This is a genomic window from Mitsuaria sp. PDC51 (assembly GCF_900113225.1).
Taxonomy (GTDB): domain Bacteria; phylum Pseudomonadota; class Gammaproteobacteria; order Burkholderiales; family Burkholderiaceae_C; genus Roseateles.
Genome location: NZ_FOZE01000003.1, coordinates 713976 through 736783, shown reverse-complemented (window position 1 = coordinate 736783; position 22808 = coordinate 713976). Strand labels below are relative to the sequence as shown.

General features: G+C 70.0%; 20 protein-coding genes. 9 read left to right on the top strand and 11 right to left on the bottom strand.

The annotated features are described in order from the left end of the window. Positions 1–108: 108 nt before the first annotated feature. Together BM393_RS23660 and BM393_RS23655 are read left to right on the top strand one after the other, a co-directional pair. Positions 109–546 carry a PA2779 family protein gene (locus tag BM393_RS23660; protein ID WP_175538485.1) on the top strand — a complete coding sequence of 146 codons (438 nt, stop codon included), beginning with the start codon at positions 109–111 and terminating at the stop codon, positions 544–546. A 7-nt stretch (positions 547–553) separates the two neighbouring features. Then, positions 554–1519: a PA2778 family cysteine peptidase gene (locus BM393_RS23655; RefSeq protein WP_091733649.1), complete on the top strand. Its 966-nt coding sequence runs from the start codon at positions 554–556 to the stop codon at positions 1517–1519. 82 nt (positions 1520–1601) lie between these two features. Here BM393_RS23655 and BM393_RS23650 read toward each other — a convergent pair whose 3' ends face one another. After that, positions 1602–1859, bottom strand: a complete 258-nt coding sequence (locus BM393_RS23650; RefSeq protein ID WP_091733647.1) for a hypothetical protein — start codon at positions 1857–1859, stop codon at positions 1602–1604. Between the two features lie 365 nt (positions 1860–2224). Here BM393_RS23650 and BM393_RS23645 point away from each other — a divergent pair, with 365 nt between their 5' ends. Continuing rightward, positions 2225–3064 (top strand): PEP-CTERM sorting domain-containing protein, encoded by an 840-nt coding sequence (locus BM393_RS23645; protein WP_175538484.1) that lies wholly within the window; start codon positions 2225–2227, stop codon positions 3062–3064. A 15-nt stretch (positions 3065–3079) separates the two neighbouring features. After that, entirely contained in the window at positions 3080–3307 is a 228-nt protein-coding gene (locus tag BM393_RS23640; RefSeq protein WP_091733643.1) for a hypothetical protein, read from the top strand. A 53-nt stretch (positions 3308–3360) separates the two neighbouring features. Here the strand turns inward: BM393_RS23640 and BM393_RS23635 are convergent, their stop codons facing one another. Beyond that, complete coding sequence (locus tag BM393_RS23635) at positions 3361–4053, bottom strand: glutathione S-transferase N-terminal domain-containing protein (RefSeq protein ID WP_091733641.1); 693 nt, start codon at positions 4051–4053, stop codon at positions 3361–3363. 85 nt (positions 4054–4138) lie between these two features. On the opposite strand from BM393_RS23635, the gene BM393_RS23630 reads away from it, so the two are divergent. Further along, positions 4139–4885, top strand: coding sequence for a hypothetical protein (locus tag BM393_RS23630; RefSeq protein ID WP_147242151.1), 747 nt, complete (start codon positions 4139–4141; stop codon positions 4883–4885). 63 nt (positions 4886–4948) lie between these two features. On the opposite strand, the gene BM393_RS23625 is transcribed toward BM393_RS23630, so the two are convergent. After that, positions 4949–8551 carry an exodeoxyribonuclease V subunit beta gene (locus tag BM393_RS23625; protein ID WP_091733637.1) on the bottom strand — a complete coding sequence of 1201 codons (3603 nt, stop codon included), beginning with the start codon at positions 8549–8551 and terminating at the stop codon, positions 4949–4951. Then, positions 8548–11256, bottom strand: coding sequence for a PD-(D/E)XK nuclease family protein (locus BM393_RS23620; RefSeq protein ID WP_141225467.1), 2709 nt, complete (start codon positions 11254–11256; stop codon positions 8548–8550). The genes BM393_RS23625 and BM393_RS23620 overlap by 4 nt, the downstream gene beginning before the upstream one ends. Positions 11257–11571: 315 nt before the next feature. On the opposite strand from BM393_RS23620, the gene trxA reads away from it, so the two are divergent. From trxA to BM393_RS23600, 4 genes are all read left to right on the top strand, one after another. Continuing rightward, the gene (gene trxA, locus BM393_RS23615; protein WP_088383781.1) at positions 11572–11901 is read left to right on the top strand and encodes a thioredoxin TrxA; all 330 of its coding nucleotides are present in this window, start codon (positions 11572–11574) and stop codon (positions 11899–11901) included. A gap of 236 nt (positions 11902–12137) precedes the next feature. Next, the gene (gene rho, locus BM393_RS23610) at positions 12138–13400 is read left to right on the top strand and encodes a transcription termination factor Rho (RefSeq protein ID WP_091733634.1); all 1263 of its coding nucleotides are present in this window, start codon (positions 12138–12140) and stop codon (positions 13398–13400) included. 140 nt (positions 13401–13540) lie between these two features. Beyond that, complete coding sequence (locus tag BM393_RS23605) at positions 13541–13804, top strand: type B 50S ribosomal protein L31 (protein WP_091733632.1); 264 nt, start codon at positions 13541–13543, stop codon at positions 13802–13804. Positions 13805–14048: 244 nt separating this feature from the next. Beyond that, positions 14049–15698 (top strand): hypothetical protein, encoded by a 1650-nt coding sequence (locus tag BM393_RS23600; RefSeq protein WP_091733630.1) that lies wholly within the window; start codon positions 14049–14051, stop codon positions 15696–15698. Between the two features lie 22 nt (positions 15699–15720). On the opposite strand, the gene phoR is transcribed toward BM393_RS23600, so the two are convergent. The 7 genes from phoR to pstS form a co-directional block, all read right to left on the bottom strand. After that, positions 15721–17100, bottom strand: coding sequence for a phosphate regulon sensor histidine kinase PhoR (phoR, locus tag BM393_RS23595; RefSeq protein ID WP_091733628.1), 1380 nt, complete (start codon positions 17098–17100; stop codon positions 15721–15723). Between the two features lie 10 nt (positions 17101–17110). Further along, positions 17111–17812 carry a phosphate regulon transcriptional regulator PhoB gene (phoB, locus tag BM393_RS23590; protein ID WP_091733626.1) on the bottom strand — a complete coding sequence of 234 codons (702 nt, stop codon included), beginning with the start codon at positions 17810–17812 and terminating at the stop codon, positions 17111–17113. An 83-nt stretch (positions 17813–17895) separates the two neighbouring features. After that, positions 17896–18603: a phosphate signaling complex protein PhoU gene (gene phoU, locus BM393_RS23585; protein WP_091733624.1), complete on the bottom strand. Its 708-nt coding sequence runs from the start codon at positions 18601–18603 to the stop codon at positions 17896–17898. Between the two features lie 19 nt (positions 18604–18622). Beyond that, positions 18623–19408: a phosphate ABC transporter ATP-binding protein PstB gene (gene pstB, locus BM393_RS23580; RefSeq protein ID WP_091733906.1), complete on the bottom strand. Its 786-nt coding sequence runs from the start codon at positions 19406–19408 to the stop codon at positions 18623–18625. Positions 19409–19480: 72 nt separating this feature from the next. Next, positions 19481–20341, bottom strand: a complete 861-nt coding sequence (gene pstA, locus BM393_RS23575) for a phosphate ABC transporter permease PstA (RefSeq protein ID WP_091733622.1) — start codon at positions 20339–20341, stop codon at positions 19481–19483. Continuing rightward, positions 20338–21360 carry a phosphate ABC transporter permease PstC gene (pstC, locus tag BM393_RS23570; protein ID WP_404932678.1) on the bottom strand — a complete coding sequence of 341 codons (1023 nt, stop codon included), beginning with the start codon at positions 21358–21360 and terminating at the stop codon, positions 20338–20340. The genes pstA and pstC overlap by 4 nt, the downstream gene beginning before the upstream one ends. 87 nt (positions 21361–21447) lie before the next feature. After that, positions 21448–22482, bottom strand: a complete 1035-nt coding sequence (gene pstS, locus BM393_RS23565) for a phosphate ABC transporter substrate-binding protein PstS (protein ID WP_091733902.1) — start codon at positions 22480–22482, stop codon at positions 21448–21450. Between the last annotated feature and the right edge of the window lie 326 nt (positions 22483–22808).

Below are 22808 nucleotides of genomic sequence, written 5' to 3'. Positions count from 1 at the left end.
CCCGTCGGACAGCCGAATTGCATCCGATGTGACGCTCGGTAATCGAACTTGTAACAGCGCCGAGGGCGGACCTAGGATTTCATCGATCCTTCAATTTCAGGTCCGCTCATGAACCCACAAGCCTCCCGCCAAGACGCCGCCCGCCCCTCGCTGGCCAAGCGCGCGATCGCCTCGACGCTGATCGTCTCCTGCTCCCTGATGGCGCTGCCGATGCACGCCAGCGCCCAGGTCGTGCCCACCGACGCCCTGGTGCAGCAGGACGCGCCCGCCGGCACCGCCGCCGACAGCCGCGTGCGCGTCAATGCCTTCTTCGCCCGCGAGGACGTGCGCCAGGCGATGGTCAAGGAAGGCGTGAACCCGGCCGACGCCCAGTCGCGCGTGGACGCGATGTCCGATGACGAGATCCGCGCGCTGGACGGTCGCATCGCGCAGGCCCCGGCCGGCGGCGACGTGCTGGGCGTGATCTTCGCGGTCTTCGTGATCCTGCTGGTGACCGACATCCTGGGCTTCACCAAGGTCTTCCCGTTCACCCGCTCGATCCGCTGAGGTCCGCATGCGCGTCGTCCGGTCGTCCCGGTCCCTGCTCCCGCTGGCCGCCCCGGCGCTGGCGCTGGCCCTGCTGCTGGGGGGCTGCGCGAGCACGCCGCCGCAGCTGAAGGCGCTGGAAGCGCAGTGGCCCGCGGACCTGCCGGCGCGCGTGGACCTGTCCGCGAAGACGCCCTTCATCGCGCAGGACGACTATGAATGCGGACCGGCCGCGCTCGCGATGCTGCTGCGCACCGCCGGCAAGACCGCGACCGTCGAGCAGCTCAAGCCGCAGGTCTTCCTGCCGGGCCGCAAGGGCTCGCTGCAGACCGAGATGCTGGTGGCCACGCGCCGCCAGGGCCTGCCCGCCTACGTGCTGCCGCCGCGGCTGGACGCGCTGCTGGCCGAACTCGCGGCCGGCCATCCGGTGATCGTGTTCCAGAACCTGTCGCTGGACCTCGCGCCGGTGTGGCATTACGCGGTGGCTGTCGGCTACGACCGCCAGCGCCGCACCGTCCTGCTGCACAGCGGCAAGACCGAGCGGCAGGAGGTCGAACTGCCGGTCTTCGAGCGCACCTGGGCGCGTGGCGACTACTGGGCGATGACGACGCTCCCGCCGGACTTGCTGCCGGCCTCGCTGGATGGCGCGCAGACGGGTGCGGCGCTGGCGGCGCTGGAGCGCCTGAATCCGGCCGCGGCGCGCAAGGGGTACTCGGCCGCGCTCGCGCGCTGGCCCGGCGAGCCGGTGCTGCTGCTGGGCGCCGGCAACACCGCCTACGCCGCCAAGGACCGCCGCACCGCGGCCCGCCATTACGCCCGGCTGACCGACGTGCGCCCCGACCTGCCCGAGGGTTGGAACAACCTGGCGCAGGTGCTGATGGAACAGGGGCAGCGCTACAAGGCCTCGCTGGCGATCGAGCGCGCGGTCGCGCTCGGCGGCCCGCGCCTGGACCAGTACAAGGCGCTGCAGAAGAAGATCACCGCCGGCATGTGAGCCGGGCCGGCCCCGCCTGGCGCCCGGTGCCGCAAGGCATCAAGGCCTCGGGGCCTTGCGGCTGCTTGGGTCCCTGGGGACCTCAGGGCCGGAAGTCGATCGTGCGCTGCGCCGCCTCGAGCGCGGCATCGGCCGCATAACTCCAGGTGTCGAAGCTGCGCTCCAGCTCATGCCAGTAGCCGTTGAGTTCCGGCTGCCCGCCCGCTGCCGGATGCGCGGCGATCACCAGGTAGCGCGCCCGGAATGGCGGCGCCTCGCCGACGACTTCACGGACGAACCAGCGCCCGTTGTGACTCTCGACGCCGCCGACGGCATCGGTATGGTCTGGCTTGGCTGACATGGACGCTCCTTTTCGCGTTGTGGCCGCAACCGCGGCCAGAGGATCGACGGGCCGCGCGTTCAGCGCCTGGGCAAGTTTCCCTCCAAGCGTCGTCCGGCGCCACGCGCGCCGACGATGTTTTACCCCCGCATTACAAGGTCACCCGCCAGGGCGATGTACGAAGCAACTTCCGCACCGCCGGTGTCGGGATTCATTACACCGCCTGACCCCTTCTCGGGGGACAGGCCTTGCAAGTGCTTGAGCCAGCGGGACATCCTGCCCCGTGGCTTGGATGTTGCTTCCCCGAGCCGCTTCCGGCCGCGCGCCGGATGTCGCCCGGCCTCCCGCCCAGGGCCTCCACAAGAAATACCGCCAGAGAGATCCCGATGAAGCGCTCGCCCCTCGTTCCCCGACTTCTTTCCTGCCTTCCCCGCCTCCGTGCCTCCCTCGCTGCCGCCGCGCTGTGCGCCCTCGGCGGGGCCGCGCAGGCCTCGGTGCTGATCCTGGGCGCGACGGGCCAGCCCGGCGGGCTGACCGACGTGCAGTCCAAGATCGCCGCCACCGGCGTGGTCAGCGGCACGGTGGACGTGTTCAACGCCAACACCGGCACGCCCACGCTCGCGCTGCTCAAGAGCTACGACGCGGTCCTGGTGTTCAACGACACCTTCAACAAGCCCTTCGCCAGCGCCACGCAGCTGGGCAACGTGCTGGCGGACTACGTGGATGCCGGCGGCGGTGTCGTCGAGGCCGGCCTGTCCCACGCGACCATCCCGTTCGGCGGGCTCACCGGCCGCTTCGTGACCGGTGGCTACGACGTCTTCAACGCCAACAACAACCAGAACTCGTGCGGCAGCCTGGGCCGGGTCGCGGATCCGCAGAGCCCGCTGATGCGCGACATCGACAGCTTCAGCGGCGGCCTGTCGGCGCTGTGCTACCGCGTCACGCCCAAGGCCGGCGCGAGCGTCGTCGCCTACTGGACCAACGACAAGCCGCTGCTGGGCTATCGCACCGACCACAAGGGCATCGTCGTCGGGCTGAACATGTTCCCGGTCTCGGGCGACGTGCAGGCAGGCCTGTGGGACAGCAGCACCGACGGCGCGCGGCTGATGGCCAACTCGCTGGCCTTCGCCGCGGGCGAGCTGCCGGAGCCGGGCTCGCTGGCGCTGCTGGGCATCGCCGCGGTGGCGGCGGGCGTGGCGGGCCGTCGCCGCGCGCGCCGGGCCTGAGGGATACTTCCGCGCATGTCCACGCCGCCGACCTTCAAGTTCCCCGTTCCGCCTCCCGATCTGGTGATCACCGACGAGGAGCGCGCCGCGCTCTACTTCATCCCGCAATCGCCGGGCGGCATGCCGGTCAGCGAGGAGATGCAGCAGCGGCTGCAGGACAAGGGCCTGGCCACGCCGATCCGCGAGGACGGCCGGCGCTGGCTGACGGAACTCGGCGACCGCGCGCGACTGGGCAAGATCTGACCCCGTGCCGGTGGACACCGGCAGGCCCGGTGCCCGCGCAGGCGCCTGGCGGCTCAGCGCCGGTCGTACTGGGTCTTGCCGAACAGCACCTCGCGGGCCTTGTCGTCGACCAGCGGCCGGCGCTTCTCGGCCAGCACCTCGACGGCGCGCATCACCGCCGGGCGGGCCGCGATCTCGTCGAACCAGCCCTTGAGATGCGGGAAGTCGGCCATCTCCACGCCCTGGTTCTTCGCGCCCCGCAGCCACGGGAAGATCGCCATGTCGGCGATGCCGTAGGCGGGGCCGGCGATGTAGCGGCTGCGCGCCAAGCGGCGGTCGATGACGCCGTACAGCCGCTTGGCCTCGTTGGTGTAGCGGTCGATGGCGTACTCGATCTTCTCGGGCGCGTACATCCGGAAGTGATGGGTCTGGCCCAGCATCGGCCCGACACCGCCCATCTGGAACATCAGCCACTGCAGCGCCTCGTAGCGTCCGCGGGTGTCGGGCGGCAGGAACTGCCCGGTCTTGCCGGCCAGGTACAGCAGGATCGCGCCGGACTCGAACAGCGACATCGGCTGGCCGTCCGGCCCGTCGGGATCGACGATCGCGGGGATCTTGTTGTTGGGGCTGATGGCCAGGAAGCTCGCGTCGAACTGCTCGCCCGCGCCGATGTCCACGGGAATCACCCGGTAAGGCAGCCGGCATTCCTCCAGCATGATGTGGACCTTGTGGCCATTGGGCGTGGGCCATGAATACACTTCGATCATCACGCGTTCTCCCTAGGGGCGCGGGGCCCCGGTCGCCGACACCTCAATGCACGGACACCAGGCCGCTCGCGCATCGTCCCGCCTCATGGTAATCAAACAAATCAAACAGTGGTTGACCGCCCGCGCCAACTCGGCCCGGTGGCGCCCCTTGAGCGAATGGGCCGCTGAACGCGGCGGCCAGTTGCGTCACGCCCGCGACGGCCGCGGCTTCGTGATCGACCTGCCGCGCACCCTGCCCGGCCTGACCCGCATCGAATGGGGGCCCTCGCAACGCAGCTACATCGAGGGCTTCGAGCTGCGCATGAGATGCGAGCTCAAGGTCAATCCCGACATGCAGATGATGCTCATCGAGCGCAAGCTGATGGAGCGCCTGGAGAGCAGCGTCTTCGAGGCCTACACCGACACGCTGCGCACCCGCGTGGACACCGACACGCCGGAGGAGATGCGCTGGCTGGTGATGTTCCCGAAGCAGTCGCAGATCGAGTCCAAGCTCGTGCGACAGCGCTTCGGCGCGGTCGGCATCAATCGCGAGCTGATCATGGCCTGGCTCGACAAGGACCTGTCCGAGCGCCTGGCCCAGGCGACGCAGGACGTGCTCATCGAGGGCCGGCCCTTCGTGCTGCTGAGCCTGCGCGGCAACGTCTATCTGCGCACCGCGATGCCCGAGCCGGCACTGGCCGAGGTCGAGGCCCTGACCCGCGTGCTGGACGCCGCGGCGGGCAGCGCGCTGGCGGTGCACCAGCGCATCGGGGACGGCGGCCCCTGGCCGACGACCACCTCGGTGGCCTGGCACAGCCGGCCGTCCGAAGGCGATTACGGCGCGCCGGTCTGAGCCGCCCTCGCGGCCTGGCCGACGACGGCGGCGCATGCCCCACGGCGGCCCGCGCCGCGCACTTCAGGCGAAGAGATCCGCCGCGCCCGCGACCGCCTCGGTGCAATCGATCAGCCGGCCCTGGCCGGTGATGAAGGCGCAGCGCACCGGCTCGCCGGGCTGCAGCGCCATCACCGCCTCGCGATAGCGCCACAGCTGCTGCAGGTAGTCCGGGTTGCGCTGCGGCGCCGGATTCAGCTTGTAGTCGAGCACCCACCAGGTCCGCGCGCCCGCGGCGTCCTGCCGGCAGACGAGCCGGTCCAGGCGCATGTCGTGCCCGTTCCAGCTCAGCGGCACCTCGTTGCCGTGCCAAGCCAGCGCGTCGCCATCGAAGAAGGCGGCGCAGTCGGCGCTGCCCAGGATCGCCTTCACGCTGCGCTGCAGGCGCTCGTCGCGACGCGCGTCGAGCCCGTACATCTGGGCCGCCGCCGCCATCAGGCGCTCGAGCGCGTGATCGCGCCCTCGCGGGCCGCTGTGCCACTCCAGCACGCGATGCAGCGCCTCGCCGAGCGCGGCGCTTTCGTCGACCTCGTCCGGGCTCTGGCCGACCTCGGCGCCCATCCCATCGACCGCCTCGGCGGGCAGCGGCGCGACGCGCGGCAGCAGCTTCAAGCGGGCCACGGCGGCAACGCCATCGGCATGCGAGGCGACAGCGGCATGCGCGGCATGCGCGGCACGAGCGGCACGAGCGGCATCCTCAGCGTTGGCGGCATCGACATCCACACTCGCGTCGAGCTCCGGCACCGCCAGCGGCGCCGCATGCGGCTGCACCCGCGCCCACCAACTCGCCGATGCGCTCTGGCGCTTGGCCGGCGTGCGGCTCAGCAGCAGCCGATGACGCGCCCGGGTCATGGCGACATAGAGCGCGTTCAGCTCCTCGCGCTGGCGCTGCTCCTTTTCGTCGTCGAGCAGCGCCTGCAGCGACGGCGGCGGTTTCGCCTCCGAGACGATGAAGGCGACGGTCCGCGGCACCGGCTCCTGCACCGGCCATGAGATCGCCAGCGCCATGCTCTCGGCGCGCGCCGGCCCGGCTTCCGCGTCCATCAGGACCACGACCTTGGCCTCCAGGCCCTTGGCGCCATGCACCGTCAGCAGCTGCACCGCGTCGGGCTCGGCGGGCGCGGCCAGCTTCAGCGCGCGGCTCTTCAGCGCGCGCACGAAGCCGTACAAGCCGGCATAGCGCCCGCCGTCGAGCTCCAGCGCCAGCGCCAGCAGCGCCTCCACCGCATGCAGCCGCGCACGGCGCTCGCTGGCCGGGACGGCCGCGGCCAGGCGAGCCATCAGGTCGCCCTCGTCGACGATCGCATCCAGCAGGTCGTGCGGGCTGCGCAGCGCGGCCACCGACGCCCAGCGCGACAGCAGGCCCTGCGCGCGTCGCAGCGGCTCGCTCAGCGACGCCGGCTCGGCCTGCAGCAGGACTTCCCACCAGGAGCGCGTGACCGGCCCGGTCGAGCTGACTGCGGATTCGACACTGTCCGCCGAACCGTTCGGCGGCGCATCGTCCGCCAGCGGCGCTTCATCGGACGCGGGCGTCGACCGGCGCGCTTGCGGCGGCTCCTGGCCGAGCCAATGCGCGGAGCGCGACGCGGCCGCGAGCCACAGCAGGTCGGCCTCGGTGGCGCCGAACAAGGGGCTGCGCAGCGCATGCGCCAGCGACAGCTGATGCCCGCTGGACGCCAGCGCATCCAGCAGCGCGAGCAGGTCCCGCACATCCGGCGCGTCGAGCAGCGCCATGTCCTCCGGCGCCGCATGCGCGATGCCCAGGCCCTTGAGCACCTGCGCCAGCACCCGCAGCCCTTCGCGCTTGCGCGCCAGCACGAACACGTCGCCCGGCTGCACCTGGCCGTCCCTCAGCAACGCCGCGATGCAGGCGGCGATGCGCTGGGCCTCCGCTTCACGGCGATGCAGTTCCGGCTCGCGCCGCGGCTCGGTCAGGCTCGGGCGCCAGGTGTCCGCGTCGCGCGTGGCCGCCGCGGATTCCGCGTCGTCCGCCTCGTCGCCCGCGATGAAGTGGACGCCATCCAGCGGATCGCCGCCGCCCACCTCGGTGGTGTGGGCCCGGAAGCCGGTGTACTGCTGCGCCAGGCTGGCCTGCTCGAACACCGCGTTCACCGCCGCCAGCACCGGCGCCGAGTTGCGCCGCGTGTGGTCGCAGGCCAGCAGCACGCCGTCCAGTCCTTCGCGGACGAAGTCCCGCGCCGCGGCGAAGACGCGCGGTTCGGCGCGTCGGAAGCGGTAGATGCTCTGCTTGGGATCGCCCACGATGAACACCGAGGGCGGACGTTGTCCGCTGGCGCCGCCACCGGCGCCGACATAACCCGACAGCCACGCGTACAGCGCGTGCCACTGCAGCGGGCTGGTGTCCTGGAATTCATCGATCAGCAGGTGTCGCACCTGGCTGTCCAGCCGCTCCTGCACCCAGCCTGACAGCTCGGCGTCGCCGAGCAGCGCCAGCGCGCCGCGCTCGAGGTCGTTCATGTCGACGAGGCCGCGCTCCCGCTTCAGGCGCTCGAAGGCCTCGAGCAGCGTCAGCGCGAGCCCGCACATCTGCTGGTGCCAGGCGCGCGCGTCGGCCTGGTCCAGCGCCAGCTGCAGCCGGGCGAGCCGGTCGCCGAGGTCGAGCAGCAGCGGCGAATCGCCCAACGCCTTGACCAGCGTGCCCTTCTGCGTGAACAGCTCGGCGCGCACCGCGGCGAGCGCGCGGGCTTCAGCCTGCGGCTCGTCCCGGGGCGTCGACAGCGCCATCTCCAGGGCCACTGCCGTGGCCTTCTGCGTCTTGTTGCGCCCCTGCCCCAGCTCGGCGGCGAGCGCCTGCAGCTCGCCGCGCATCGCGGTGAAGGCGTCGATCGGATCGGCGAACGCGGCCAGTTCGGGCACCACCTCGGTCGCCGTCGGCACGCTGTCCATCAGTCGACCGTGCGCCTGCGCCAGGCGCAGCTCGACGCGCTTGTCGAAGGCCGCCATCAGCCAGTCCTGCAGCTTGTTGCGGCCGTGGACCAGGCAGAGCTCGCGATAGACCGCCAGCAGCGATTCGTCCGCCAGCACGGCCGCGTGGAAGCGCTGCCAGAGCTCGGGCATCAGGTCGGTCTCGTCCTCCAGCAGCTGCAGCTCCGGCGACAGCCCCTGCGCGCGCAGCAGCTCCAGCGGCGCGGCGCGCAGCAGCTGGGAGAACCAGGCGTGGAAGGTGCGGATCTCCACCGGCCGCGCTTCCTGCAGCAGGCGCTGCTGCAGCGTCGCCAGCCGCGGAGCGAGCGCCTCGGCCTGGGCCTGCGGCAGGCCGCGCTGGCGCAGCGCGAGCACGCGGCCCGCGTCGTCGCAATGGGCGAATTCATGCAGCCACTCGTTCAGGCGGGCGCGCATCTCGCCGGCCGCCTTGCGGGTGAAGGTGATCGCGACGATGTCCTGCGGCCGGGCGCCGTCCAGCAGCGCGCGCAGGATGCGCGACACCAGCATCCAAGTCTTGCCCGCGCCGGCGCAGGCCTCGACGACGACGCTGCGTGCCGGATCGCAGGCCAGCGCGTAGAAGCGCTCGCGCGCGACCGGCGCGCCGTCGAGGGTGTAAGCGGCCGCGGTGCCGGCGAAGGCGCCGGTCGCGAGGTCGGTCGTCATGTCCGTCGAGCCGGTCACGGCGCGGCTCCTTCCCAATCGTCGCGACGGCACAGGCCACGCATCTCGCAGTAGGCGCAGGCGACGCCCTCGCCCAGCGCGGGCAGCGGATCGCCCGCGTGGATGGCCATCAGGTCGCCGCGCAGGCCGTCCAGCATGACGGCGGCGGTGGTGGCGACGTCCTCGTGCTCGATCGGGGTGATGCCCTTTGAATCGTCCAGGGCCAGGTATTGCGCGCGGAGCGGTGCGTTGGAGCCCGAATGCCCCATCAATACGGCATAAACGGCGAGCTGCGTATCCTCGAGCGGATTCGCGACCTTGTCCTTGAGGCCCTTGACGCTGCCGGTCTTGTAGTCGACGAGCAACTGCCCCTCGGGCGACCCGTCCACCCGGTCGATGCGGCCCAGCAGCGCCAGGTCCTCCAGCGCCGGCTCGATCCCGGCCCACGGACGCACGCGGCGATCGACCTCGCCGCGCTCGAAGCGCTGTCCCTCGGACTCCCGCTCGGCCAGCCAGTCCAGGTAGGCCGGCAGGAAGCGCGCGAAGCTCGCCGAATACGGCAGGAACTCCGCCGGCGCCAGCCCCAGCTCGCGCATCTGGTCCTGCGCCGCGCGCTGCAGCCGCGCGGCGTCGTCGAGCGCCGGGTCGAGTCCCTCTACCCGCTCGGTGTGGAACTGGTGCAGCACCGCATGCAGCCAGGTGCCGTAGTCGCGCTTGTCGGCCTGGACCTCGAGCTCGTTGGCCTCGCGCAGCCCCAGCAGCACGCGGGCGAAGAACTGGTACGGGCACTGGCGCAGCGCCTCCACCGCGCTGGCGCTCAGCGCCGCCGGCAGCCGCCCGCCGGCGCGCGCCGCGGCGCGGTCCGCCGGCGCGGCCTGCACGGCCACCTCGATGCGAGGATCGCGCCACGCCGGCAAGCTCGCTCCCACCGCCCGCAGCGCCAGTTCGAGCCGCTCCAGCAGCGGACTGGCCGCCAGCGGCTCGCTGCCCAGGTGACCGCGGCGCAGCAGCGTCACCGCCGGCGCCCGCAGCAGCTGCGCGAACTGCCAGGCGAGCGCCTGGCGCTTGTCCTCGGCCGTCGGCAGGCCCAGCTGGCGCGCCAGCCCGTCGCCGATCAAGGCCGGGCCGGGCGGCACCGGCCCGAGCGTCGCGGCGTCCGCGCCGGGCAGCACGATGGCGCCGAACGGGCGCAGCATCGTCCGCGCGAGCGGCGTGATCATGACCTGCAGCCCGCCCTCCAGCGGCGGCTTGTACTCGCCCGCCTCGAGCGTCTGCGACACCCAGTCGACGAACTCCGCCGCGCTCAGCTGCGCCTCCCGCAGCACCGCCTCGTGCCCGGATCCCGGCCAGGGCGTCTTGCTCAGCCAGAGCGCATCCAGCACCTGCGGCCCGCCGGCCGGCTGGCGCTTGAGCTGCTCGTCGGCGCCGAGCTGCTGCAGCGTCTGCGTCAGCGCGGCGATCCATTGCTCGAGCGCCTGCGCGCCGCGCAGCTGCAGCGGCGCCAGCGCCTCGCGCGCGGCCGTCCACAGGCGCGCGCTGCCGGCGGGCAGGCGCTCGGCGCGCACCGCCTGCGGCGAGGACCAGCCGCGCTTGCGGCAGTGACCCTCCAGCGCGCTCAGCGACGCGCTGCCGCCGTGTTCCCGCAGCGACGCCGCCAGCGGCGTCTTCAGCCAGGCCAGCCATTCGTCGACCGTCGCCTCGCGCCGCGCCGCGCGCAGCAGCGCCATCAGCTGCGCGGCCGGCGCGGTGGTGGCGAGCGTCCAGCCGGTCTCGTCCTTGATGCCCAGGCCCTGCCGCTCCAGCAGCGCGCGCACCCGGCGCAGTAGCACGCGGTCCTGCGCGATCAGCGCGACCGGCGCGCGCCCGGCCTGCAGGTGGTCCAGCACCGACGCGGCGCTGCACTGCGCGAGGTCCTCGAAGTCCTCGCAGACCGCCTGCTCCAGCCGCCCGACCGGCGCGCCGCCGTCGAAGGCCGTGTCCAGCGGCAGGTCGGCGTTCAGGCGCAGGCAGGGGATGCCGGCCGCCTCGGCGCTCGCCAGCAGCGCCTCGGCCAGCGCATCGGGCCCGCCGCATTGCAGGTGGAGCCAGGCGCTGGGGCGTAGGTGGAAGAGCGCATCGGTCGCCGGCGCGCGGCCGTCGGCGGCCGCCCATTCGAGCGCGACCGCCAGCAGCGCGCGCTCCAGGTGACCGACGCCGCCCTGCTGCGCCAGCGCCAGCCGGCCGTCGTCCCAGAAAGCCGCGCGCCGCGCCGGATCCCGCAGCGTCGCCTCGCGTGCCAGCGCATGCGCGGATTCGACCAGCCGCAGCACCGCCGCGTCGTGGGCCCGCGGGTCCTGCTCGCGCAGCGCCTCGGCCCAGCTCTGGCTTCGCAGCAGCGCGCGCGCGGCCAGGGCGTCGATGGCGGCGTCGCCGGTGATCTGGCGAGCCTGCGGGAGCGGGCTCGGGCCCAGCGCCGAAGCCAGGCTGCGGGTTGTCTCGATGCGCGGCTGCCAGCGCGAGAGTTTCATCCAGGCCAGCCGGGCGGGCTGCAGGTGCTGCGCGAAGGGCAGCAGCAGCACCGCGTCGCGGGCCGCCAGGCCGTTGGCCTCCAGCCACTGCGCGGCGCGGCGCGCGACGCCGTCCCAGATCGCGGCACTGGTGTGGGCGGGCAGCAACGGGAAGTCGACGGTCGCCGTCGCGCGCGGGAGCGACGGCGGCAGGTCCGGAGCGGACGTCGTCCGGGGCATCGGCGGGGGCATCGGCGGGGTCGACTGAGGCGTCAAGGCGGTGGCGGACTCTGGCGAAGGAGGGATTGAGGGGTGGGACGGCGGCATTCCGCGAATCGCGACGATAGCGAAATCCTCGGCACCCGCGCCTTGAGATCCGCCCTGCGCACCGTCATGTGGCTGGAGCGCCTACTCGGGCCGAGGTTTCCGGGCTTGTGTGAGAATCGTCGCTCGCCCTGCAACCCTGGGGCTCCCGAGGCGGCACATATTGTCGCCCGGCCGGCCGCCCATCCCGAGGCATCCGCCCGGCAGGGACATCACGCAAGGACCATCTCCATGAGCAGCGAACAGATCAAACACATCTCCGACGCCTCGTTCGACAGCGACGTCATCCAGTCCGACAAGCCCGTGCTGGTGGACTACTGGGCCGAGTGGTGCGGCCCCTGCAAGATGATCGCCCCCATCCTGGACGAAGTGGCCAAGGACTACGGCGACCGGCTGCAGATCGCCAAGCTCAACGTCGACGACAACCGCGAGGTGCCCGCCAAGTTCGGCATCCGCGGCATCCCGACGCTGATGCTGTTCAAGGGCGGCCAGCTCGCCGCCACCAAGGTCGGCGCCCTGTCCAAGGCCCAGTTGACGTCGTTCCTGGACGCCCACCTATAATCATCCGATCCGCCGGGGCCCATGCGGCTCCGGTGGACAACTTGCCAACACGCCCTCCCGGGCAGCGCGGCGTCCTCGGACGCCGTCGACGTTCCGGGTGAGCGCGTGGACTCGGCGCCCAAGTCTCCACGCATCCTCTCCGTCCGCAGCAACGCGGCAGCGCGTCCCTTGGGCTCGCCGTTGTTTGTGTCCCTGGCCTTGGCAGGCTCTGGACGACAGACCGGGTCAACCCCCCCATGCATCTTTCTGAACTGAAGGCGCTTCACGTCTCCGCCCTGATCAAAATGGGCGAAGAGCTGGAGATCGACAACGTCGCTCGCATGCGCAAGCAGGAGCTGATGTTCGCGATCATGAAAAAGCGCGCCAAGGCCGGCGAACAGGTCTTCGGCGACGGCGTGCTGGAAGTGCTGCCGGACGGCTTCGGCTTCCTGCGCTCGCCCGAGACCAGCTACATGGCGTCCACCGACGACATCTACCTGTCGCCGAGCCAGATCCGCCGCTTCAACCTGCACACCGGCGACATGATCGAAGGCGAGGTCCGCGTCCCCAAGGACGGCGAACGCTACTTCGCGCTGGTGAAGGTGGACCGCGTCAACGGCCTGACGCCGGAGGAGTCCAAGCACAAGATCATGTTCGAGAACTTGACGCCGCTCTTCCCGAAGGAGCAGTTCAAGCTCGAGCGCGACATCCGCGGCGAGGACAACATCACCAGCCGCATCATCGACCTGATCGCCCCGCTCGGTAAGGGCCAGCGCGCGCTGCTCGTCGCGCCGCCCAAGTCGGGCAAGACGATGATGATGCAGCACCTGGCGCACTCGATCGCGGCCAACTATCCCGACGCCCACCTGATGGTGCTGCTGGTGGACGAGCGCCCCGAGGAAGTGACCGAGATGCAGCGCACCGTGCGCGGCGAGGTCATCAGCTCCACCTTCGACGAACCGGCCGCCCGCCACGTGCAGGTCGCCGAGATGGTCATCGAGCGCGCCAAGCGCCTGGTCGAGCTGAGAAAGGACGTGATCATCCTGCTGGACTCGATCACCCGCCTGGCCCGCGCCTACAACAACGTGCTGCCCAGCTCCGGCAAGGTGCTGACCGGCGGCGTGGACGCCAACGCGCTGCAGCGCCCCAAGCGCTTCTTCGGCGCGGCGCGCAACATCGAGGAAGGCGGCTCGCTGACCATCATCGGCACCGCGCTGGTGGACACCGGCTCCAAGATGGACGAGGTGATCTACGAAGAGTTCAAGGGCACCGGCAACTGCGAGATCCACCTGGATCGCCGCATGGCCGAGAAGCGGGTCTACCCGTCGATCCTGCTGAACAAGTCGGGCACGCGCCGCGAGGAACTGCTGCTCAAGCCGGAGATCCTCCAGAAGGCCTGGATCCTGCGCAAGCTGCTCTACCCGATGGACGAGATCGAGGCGATGGAGTTCATCCTCGACAAGATGAAGTCCTCGAAGAACAACCACGACTTCTTCGACATGATGCGCAGAGGCGGCTGATACCGGCCCTGCCAAGGACTTCACGGAAGCCGCCCTCTGGGCGGCTTCCTTCATTTCAGCTATACTCCGCGTTTTTCCGCTGTCGACAAGTGCACTGCAAGGGGCGGTGTGGCTGGCGGCACTGCAGCGAGGTAAGCGAGATGGCCAAAGAAGGCATTCACCCCAACTACCGTGACGTGGTCTTCGTGGACCAGTCCAACGGCGCCCAGTTCATCATCCGCTCGACGGTGGTGACCAAGGAATCGATCAAGCTGGACGACGGCCGCGAACTGCCGCTGGTCAAGCTGGAAACCTCCAGCGAATCGCACCCGTTCTACACCGGCACGCAGAAGAGCGTCGACAGCCTGGGTGGCCGCGTCGAGAAGTTCCGCAACAAGTTTGCGAACCTGCGCAAGAAGGCCTGAGCGCCCTCCCCGACCGGATGCTCTCCGGTCCCCGCGAAGAAGGCAGCCACACCGGCTGCCTTTTTTCATGGCGCCGCGCGGCGTCACGCCTTCCGGCCCGCCGGCGCCGCGTCGCTCCCGCCCGGGACAGCGCGTCGCGGCCCTCGAGCCCTTTACCGTGCGCTGTCAGCAGAGTCGTCCCGAGGGCACCGAAGCTGCGGCATGATGCGCACCGGCATTCACAACGACAACGAGACAGACGCGCATGAATCTGCCCACCCCGGCCGTCGTGGCCGAGCGCAGCACGCACCCGATCCCTCGCTGGGCCCTGCTGCTGCTGTGCGCGGCCTACGTGCTGCCCGGCCTGTTTGGCCGTGACCCGTGGCGCAACGCCGATCTCACCGCCTACGGCTTCATCGCCAGCATCGCGCAGGGTCACGCGCCGTGGCTGCAGCCGGCGATCGCCGGCCTGCCCGCGGATGGCGGCCTGCTGCCCTACTGGGTCGGCGCGCTGGGCATCAAGCTGCTGCCTTTCCTGGAGCCCTCGGTGGCGGCACGCATCCCCTTCGGTCTGATGCTGGCGGCGGTGCTGGCGCTGGCCTGGTACAGCTGCCTGCACCTGGCCCGCACCGAGGCCGCCCAGCCGGTCGCCTTCGCCTTCGGCGGCGAGGCCCATGCGGTTGACTACGCCCGCGCCATGGCCGACGGCTGCCTGCTGGCGCTGATCGCCAGCGTCGGCCTGCTGCGCCTGGGCCACGAGATCACGCCCGAGATCCTCCAACTGCTGGGCATCACCCTCTTCGTCTACAGCCTCGCGGCGCTCCCCTTCCGCAGAGGGAAGGCGCGCGCCGCGATGTTCACCGCGCTGCCGGTGCTCGCGACCAGCGGCGCGCCGGCCGTCGCGCTGGCGCTGTCCATCGGCGCGCTGTGGCTGTGTTACCGCTCGACCTACGAGGACGCCCGCAAGTTCCTGCCGTGGATCCTCGGCGCGATGGCGTTGGCGGCGCTCGTGGCCTGGCCGATGCATGGCTGGGCCTGGCGCGTCAAGGCCAGCGAACGCAGCGTGCTGGACTGGCTGCGCCTGCTGGGCTGGTTCTGCTGGCCGGCCTGGCCGCTGGCGGCCTGGTCGCTGTGGCGCTGGCGCTCGCACCTGATGCGGCGCCACCTGTCCGTGCCGCTGTTGGCCTCGCTGGTACCGCTGCTGACCAGCCTGCTGATGGGCGCCGACGACCGCGCCATGCTGCTCGCGCTGCCGCCGCTGGCGGTGCTGGCGAGCTTCGCGCTGCCGACCTTCCAGCGCAGCGCGAGCGCGCTGCTCGACTGGTTCTCGGTGTTCTTCTTCACCGCCGGCGCGATCTTCCTGTGGCTGTACTACACCGCGCTGCAGGTTGGCTGGCCGGCCAAGTTCCTGGCCAACGTCCGCAAGCTGGCCCAGGGCTATGAGCCGGAATTCAGCCTGCTCACCTTCGTGCTGGCCCTGCTGGGCACCCTGGCCTGGTTGTGGCTGGTGCGCTGGCGCACCGCCCGCCACCGCCACGCGATCTGGAAGAGCCTGGCGCTGCCGGCCGGCGGCGTGGCGCTGGCCTGGTTGCTGGCGATGACCCTGGGCCTGCATCCGCTGAACTACGCGCGCAGCAACAAGCCGCTGGTCGACCGCATCGCGGCGCACGTGCCGAGAGATGTCGACTGCATCGCCGCGCCGAGCCTGCCGACGCATGCGCTGGCCGCGCTGGAGTTCCAGGGCCACTGGCGCGTCGATGCCACCCAGAACCTGGCCGCCACCGCCTGCTCGATCGCGATCTCGGTGCAGGCCGAAGGCACGCCGACGCCGCCGAGCGGCTGGAAGGTCCTGGGCGTCGTCCGCCGCCCGACGGACCGCTTCGCCACCTACCTGGTCATGCAGAAGGACCGCTGAGCCTTCCCGACGCCGCCGCGCCTCAGAGCCCTTCGCCGCCCGCCAGCGCCGCCGGGGCGGCCTCATCCCCCATCGCCGGCGAATCCGCCAACCGGACGCGCGTGGCCGGGAACTTGAGCCGGAAGCTGGAGCCCTTGCCCGGCTCGCTGTCGATGCGCAGTTCCCCGCCATGGCGCTGGACCACGTGCTTGACGATGGACAGTCCCAGCCCGGTGCCGCCGGTATCGCGCGAGCGGCTGCCGTCGACGCGATAGAAGCGCTCCGTGAGCCGCGGCAGGTGCTCGCGCGCGATGCCGGGGCCGTTGTCGATCACCGAGATCTCGCCGCCATGGTCCGGCGTCCAGCGCCATTGCAGCTCGATGCGCCCGCCTTCCGGCGTGTAGCGCACCGCGTTGCTGACCAGGTTGGCGATCGCGCTGAGGATTTCGGTCTCGACGCCCGCCAGCTCGACGCCAGTCTGGCGCTCGCAGACCAGTTCATGCCGCCCGCTGGACAGCGCCTGCGCGTCGGCGCCGACGCGCGCCAGCAGCGGATCCAGCGCGATCCAGTGATCGGCGGCCGGCCGCGGACTGCCCTCGAGCTGCGCCAGCGTCAGCAGGTCACCGACCAGGGTCTGCATCCGCGTCGTCTGCTGCTGCATCAGGTGCAGCACGCGCTTGCGCTCGGCTTCGGTCAGTTGCAGGCTGGCCATGGTCTCGATGAAGCCGGCCAGCACCGTCAGCGGCGTGCGGATCTCATGCGACACGTTGGCGACGAAATCACGCCGCATCGCCTCGTTGCGCTCGCGGTCCGTCACATCCAGCGACAGCACCAGCTTGCGCGACTCCCCGCCGACGCCGTAATCGCGCACCAGCACCTGCAGCGTGGATTTCGCGCGGGTGTTGGTCAGCGTCAGCGGCTGCTGGAAGTTGCCGTTCTGCAGGTAGGAGACGAAGGCGGGATACCGGACCAGGTTGGTGATCCGCTGCAGCTTGTCGCGCTGCGGGTCCAGCGAGAAATGGTCGCCGGCGACGACGTTGCACCATTGGATGTGGTCCTGGCCGTCGAGCAGGATCACGCCATTGGGGGAAGCCTCGATCGCCAGCAGGAACTGCTCGAGCTGCTGGCGCTCGCGGTCGTAGCGGCGCTCCCGGTCGCGCAGGCCGCGTTCGACGCGGTAAGCCATCTCGCCCCACAGGCCGCCAAGCCGGGGCGCATCGTCGTTCTGGTCGCCGCGCAGCCAGGTCACCAGCCGATGCGCCCGCGCCGCGTCCCAGACGGCCATCAGGATGACGGCCGCCGCCGCGGCCAGCGCCGCCGCCAGCTGCGGCATCCGCATCCATTCCCCCAACCAGTAGCCTAGCCCCCCCGCCACGCCGGTGCCCAGCACCAGCATCAGCACCCGCGACAACATCCATGCCATGGACGCGTCCTCAGGCCGACAGGGCGCTGCTCTGCTGGGTCAGTCGGTAGCCGGCGCCGCGCACCGTTTCGATCATGCGGGCGCAGCTGACCTTCTCCAGCGCCTCGCGCAGGCGCTTGACGTGGACGTCGACGGTGCGTTCCTCGATGAACACGTGGTCGCCCCAGACGCGGTCCAGCAACTGCGAGCGGCTATGCACGCGCTCCGGGTGCGTCATGAAGAAGTGCAGCAGGCGGAACTCGGTCGGGCCGAGCTTGACCTCCACGCCCTCGCGGCTGACGCGGCGCGTGCCCGGGTCCAGCACCAGGCCGCCGACCTCGACCGCCGTGTCCAGTGCCTCGGGCGCCTTGCGGCGCAGCACCGCGCGGATGCGGGCCAGCAGCTCGTTGGTGGAGAACGGCTTGGTCAGGTAGTCGTCGGCACCGGCATCCAGGCCGGAGACCTTGTCGACCTCCTCCGCGCGCGCCGTCAGCAGGATGATGGGCAGCTCGCGGGTGCGGGTCGCGCCACGCCATTGGCGCGCCAGCGCCAGGCCGGTCTGGCCCGGCAGCATCCAGTCGAGCACGACCAGATCCGGCAGCACGCGGTCCACTTCCAATTGCGCCTGCTCGGCATTGCCGGCCAGCGTGACCTCATAACCGGCGTGGCGCAGGTTGATGGAGATCAGTTCAGCGATGGCGGATTCGTCCTCGACGACCAGGATGCGACTCATGCGGGGTAACTCCTCTTATTCGGTCCCGCCGGTCCTGGCACCCCGATCGGGGCCGGGCCGCACGGGAGGATCGCGATCGGTGCTCAGCGCACCATGTGCTCGACGGCGTCGGGCGTGTTGTGGCGGACGTCGGTGCCCTTGACCACGTAGATGATGACCTCGGCCAGGTTCTTGGCATGGTCGCCCACGCGCTCGATCGCCTTGGCCACGAAGACCAGGTCGATCGACGACGAGATGGTGCGCGGGTCTTCCATCATGTAGGTGATGAGCTTGCGCATCAGGCCGTCGAACTCCTTGTCGATCTGGTCGTCGGCCTTGAGCACCTCCAGCGCGCGGTCCACGTCCAGCCGCGCGAACGCGTCCAGCGCCTTGCGCAGCTGCGCGGTGGCCAGCTCGGCCTCGTACGACAGGTCCGACATCGGCAGGCGCAGCCGGCTGGACACGCCGGTGTTGATCAGGCGCTGCACGGTGCGGGCGATGCGGGCGGCCTCGTCGCCGACGCGCTCGAGGTTGGCGATCGTCTTGGACACGGCGATCAGCAGGCGCAGGTCGCGCGCCGTCGGCTGGCGGCGGGCGATGATCGTCGACAGGTCGCGATCGATCTCGATCTCCATCGTGTTGACGATCTCTTCCTGCTTGAGGACGTGGCTGGCGATGTCGCCGCTGAAGGTGCCCAGCGCCTCGACGGCCTGCGCGACCTGCGATTCGACCAGGCCGCCCATCTCGAGCACGCGGGTGGAGATGCCGCTGAGTTCGGCGTCGAATTGGGTGGACAGATGCTTGTCAGTCATGGTCTTCGCTCCCCTCTGATTAACCGAAACGACCCGTGATGTAGTCCTCGGTGTCCTTGCGCTTGGGCTTCATGAAGAGCTCCGCGGTCGGTCCGAATTCGATCAGGTCGCCCAGGTACATGTAGGCGGTGTAGTCCGAGCAGCGGGCGGCCTGCTGCATGTTGTGGGTCACGATCGCGACGGTGTAGTCGTGCTTGAGCTCGTGGATCAGCTCCTCGATCTTGCCGGTGGAGATCGGGTCCAGCGCCGAGCAGGGTTCGTCCAGCAGCAGCACTTCCGGCTTGATGGCGATGCCGCGCGCGATGCACAGGCGCTGCTGCTGGCCGCCCGACAGGCCCGAGCCGCTCTGGTTCAGCTTGTCCTTGACCTCGTTCCACAGCGCGGCCTTCTTCAGCGCCCATTCGACGCGCTCGTCCATCTCGACGCGCGACAGCGTCTCGAACAGCCGCACGCCGAAGGCGATGTTGTCGTAGATCGACATCGGGAACGGCGTCGGCTTCTGGAACACCATGCCGACCTTGGCGCGGATCAGCGACACGTCTTCCTTGCTGGTGAGGATGTCCTCGCCGTCCAGCAGGATCTGGCCTTCGGCGCGCTGCTCCGGATAGAGCTCGAACATCCGGTTCAACGTGCGCAGCAGCGTGGACTTGCCGCAGCCCGACGGCCCGATGAAGGCGGTGACCTTGTTCTCGGGGATGTCCAGGTTGATGTTCTTCAGCGCGTGGAAGCTGCCGTAGTAGAAGTTCAGGTTTTTCACCGAGAGCTTCGCCTTCTCGGTCACCGGCATGTCGACTTTGACGTCCATGTTGTTTCTCGATTCGTGGGATTCGTTGATCGTGAGGCGCCGGAGCATGCGGCTCCGGCGGCAGTCAGCCGGTCAATGCTTTTCCTTGAACAGCACGCGGGCCGCGATGTTGAGCAGCAGCACGCCGATGGTGATGATGAAGACGCCGGCCCAGGCGAGCTTCTGCCAGTTCTCGTAGGGGCTCATCGCGAACTTGAAGATGGTCACGGGCAGGCTGGCCATCGGGCTGCCCAGCGAGCTGGTCCAGAACTGGTTGGACAGCGCGGTGAACAGCAGCGGCGCGGTCTCGCCCGAGATGCGGGCCAGCGCCAGCAGCACGCCGGTCACGACGCCGGCGCGCGCCGCTTTCAGCGTCACGGTCAGGATGACCTTCCACTTGGGCGTGCCCAGCGCGTAGGCGGCTTCGCGCAGCGCGTTGGGGATCAGGCTCAGCATGTTCTCGGTGGTGCGGATCACCACCGGGATGACGATCAGCGCCAGCGCCAGGATGCCGGCCAGCGCCGAGAACGACTTCATCCGCGTGACGACGACCGTGTAGATGAACAGGCCCACGACGATCGACGGCGCCGACAGCAGGATGTCGTTGATGAAGCGCACCGAGGCGCCGAGCCAGGTCTTCTGGCCGTACTCCGCGAGGTAGACACCCGCCAGCACGCCGATCGGCGTGCCGACGCAGGTCGCCAGGCCGACCATCAGCAGCGAGCCGTAGATCGCGTTGGCCAGGCCGCCCTCGTCCGCCATCGGCGGCGGCGTCATCTGCGTGAAGGTCGCGATCGTCAGGCCGCCGACGCCCTGGATCAAGGTCTCGAGCAGGATCCAGATCAGCCAGACCAGGCCGAATCCCATCGCGCCCATCGACAGCGTCAGCGCGATCTGGTTGACGCGCTTGCGCTTGTTGTACATCGCCAGGCGCTTGGCGTTGGTGGCGCTCATGAGCGGGCTCCCTCGTTCTTCTTGAGCTTGTTGAGCAGGACCTTGGAGAACGCCAGCACCACGAAGGTGATGAAGAACAGGACCAGGCCCAGGTAGATCAGCGAGGCCTGGTGCAGGCCCGCGCCGGCTTCGGCGAATTCGTTGGCCAGCGCCGAGGTGATGCTGTTGGCGGCCTCGAAGACCGACAGCGAGTTCAGCTGGTTCATGTTGCCGATCACGAAGGTGACCGCCATGGTCTCGCCCAGCGCGCGGCCCAGGCCCAGCATGATGCCGCCCACGACACCGGTCTTGGTGTACGGCAGCACGACCTTCCAGACCACTTCCCAGGTCGTGGAGCCCAGGCCGTAGGCCGACTCCTTGAGCATCGCGGGCGTGACCTCGAAGACGTCACGCATCACCGAGGCGATGAACGGGATGATCATGATGGCCAGGATGATGCCGGCCGAGAGGATGCCGATGCCCACCGGCGGGCCGGACACCAGCGCGCCCAGGTAGGGCACGCCGCCCAGCAGCGACTGCAGCGGCTGCTGCACGTAGGTCGCCAGGATCGGCCCGAACACCAGCAGGCCCCACATGCCGTAGACGATCGACGGCACCGCGGCCAGCAGCTCGATGGCGATGCCCAGTGGGCGGCGCAGCCAGCCCGGCGCGAGCTCGGTCAGGAACAGCGCGATGCCGAAGCTCACCGGCACCGCGATCAGCAGCGCGATCAGCGAGGTCATCAGCGTGCCGTAGATCATCACCAGGCCGCCGAACTTCTCCTGCACCGGGTCCCAGTCCGCGGTGATCAGGAAGTTCAGGCCGAACTGCTTGATCGCGGGCGCGGCCCCGATCAGCAGCGAGCCGATGATGCCGGCCAGCAAGGCCAGCGTGAGCCAGGCCGCGCCGTGCGTCAGCGCCGAGAACACGGTGTCGGCCCAGGGCGCGACGCGTCGGCGCTGCGGCGGACGGCCGTCGGGCTGGGCGCGCTCCTGGCCGCGATCTCGGTCGATGGAATTGGCTGGAAGTATTGCGGCCACGGGGCCTCCGCTGGGAGTGTCTGGAATTCTTGTGCGAAAGCCCGGTGGCCGCGACGCGGGTCACCGGGCTGTGTCGTCAGGCGAGGATCACTTGAAGCTGACAGCCTTGCCCGAACCGTCCTTCACGTGATCGGCCCACTGCTTGCGAACCAGGTCCTTGACGGCGGCCGGCAGCGGCACGTAGTCCAGCTCGTCGGCGGTCTTGTCGCCCTGGGTGTAGGCCCAGTCGAAGAACTTCAGCGCGGCGGCGGCCTGGGCCGGCTTGTCCTGGGCGGCGTGCATCAGGATGAAGGTCGCGCCGGTGATGGGCCAGCTGTCCTTGCCGGCCTGCTCGGTCAGCACCTGGTAGAACGATTCGTTCCACTTGGCACCGGCGGCAGCGGCCTTGAAGGCGTCGTCGCTGGGGCTGACGAAGTTGCCGGCGGCGTTCTTCATCAGCACGTAGGTCATCTTGTTCTGCTTGGCGTAGGCGTACTCGACGTAACCGATCGAGTTCGGCAGGCGGGTCACGAAGGCCGACACGCCTTCGTTGCCCTTGCCGCCAGCGCCGGTGGGCCAGTTCACGGCGGTGCCTTCACCGACCTTGGACTTCCACTCGGCATTGACCTTGGACAGGTAGTTCGTGAACAGGAAGCTGGTGCCCGAGCCGTCGGCGCGGCGAACCACGGCGATGGCGGCGTCCGGCAGCGCCACGCCCGGGTTCAGGGCGGCGATGGCGGGGTCGTTCCACTTGGCAACCTTGCCCAGGTAGATGTCGCCCAGGATCTGGCCGTTGAGCTTGAGCTGACCGGGGTTGATGCCCTTGACGTTGATGACCGGCACGACGCCGCCGATCACGGTCGGGAACTGGACCAGGCCGTCCTTGGCCAGCTGCTCGTCCTTCAGGGGGGCGTCCGACGCGCCGAAGTCGACGGTCTTGGCCTGGATCTGCTTGATGCCGGCGCCAGAACCCACCGACTGATAGTTGATGCGGACGCCAGTGGCCTTGTTGTAGGCGTCAGCCCACTTGGCGTAGACGGGGGCCGGGAAGGAGGCACCCGCGCCGGTCACCTCTTGAGCATGGGCCACGGAGAACATCGCGGCGCAAGCGGCGAACAGCAGGCCAGCACGCAGTTGATTCATGGTCATTCAGTCCTATCGCTTGGTTGGTTGGCGAACGGAGCGGATGCTATGACCTCAATGTGACACATCCGTGACGCCAACCCCGGGTCGGAAAAATCTCGTTACGGAGAGCGCCCCAGAGGAGAAATGGCGTCCGGGCGACCGGGTCGCGGCCATTGTCATATTCGATTCACCCCGCTGTCATCTTCATTCCGAGGCTCGACGGACCGCGCAGAAGACCCTTTCGACGGCGGTGTCGGCGCGTGCTGGGGCGATGAACCGGAAAAAAAGCCGCCGACGCTTTCGCGCCGGCGGCTCTCTTTTTCACGTTCCGTACTGCCCGGAGC